This is a genomic window from Nostoc sp. CCY 9925 (genome assembly GCF_963920935.1).
In the GTDB taxonomy this organism is placed as follows: domain Bacteria; phylum Cyanobacteriota; class Cyanobacteriia; order Cyanobacteriales; family Nostocaceae; genus Nostoc.
Genome location: NZ_CAWUDO010000347.1, coordinates 1 through 217, shown reverse-complemented (window position 1 = coordinate 217; position 217 = coordinate 1). Strand labels below are relative to the sequence as shown.

General features: G+C 62.2%; 1 protein-coding gene. It reads left to right on the top strand.

The annotated features are described in order from the left end of the window. The coding region (locus tag ACM0OY_RS40705; protein WP_414574350.1) for a hypothetical protein at positions 1-217 on the top strand (217 nt) is incomplete at both ends.

Genomic DNA, 217 nt, shown 5'->3' with positions numbered 1-217 from the left:
TGAAGCTGTCCAGCCAGATCAAGAAGATGGGCGAAGAGGCGGACGCCATGCCGGTGACGGTGGCCGTCGCCTTCATGCGTCTGACCAACGAGATCCAGCGCTATATCGGGGAGGCGAATCAAGCCCGAGGCGTCACCGAGTACCTGACCGGCGGCATGAACCTGCTGTCCAATAACATCGGGACGGTGATTGAAGTTGGCGCGGCGGGTGCCCTCGG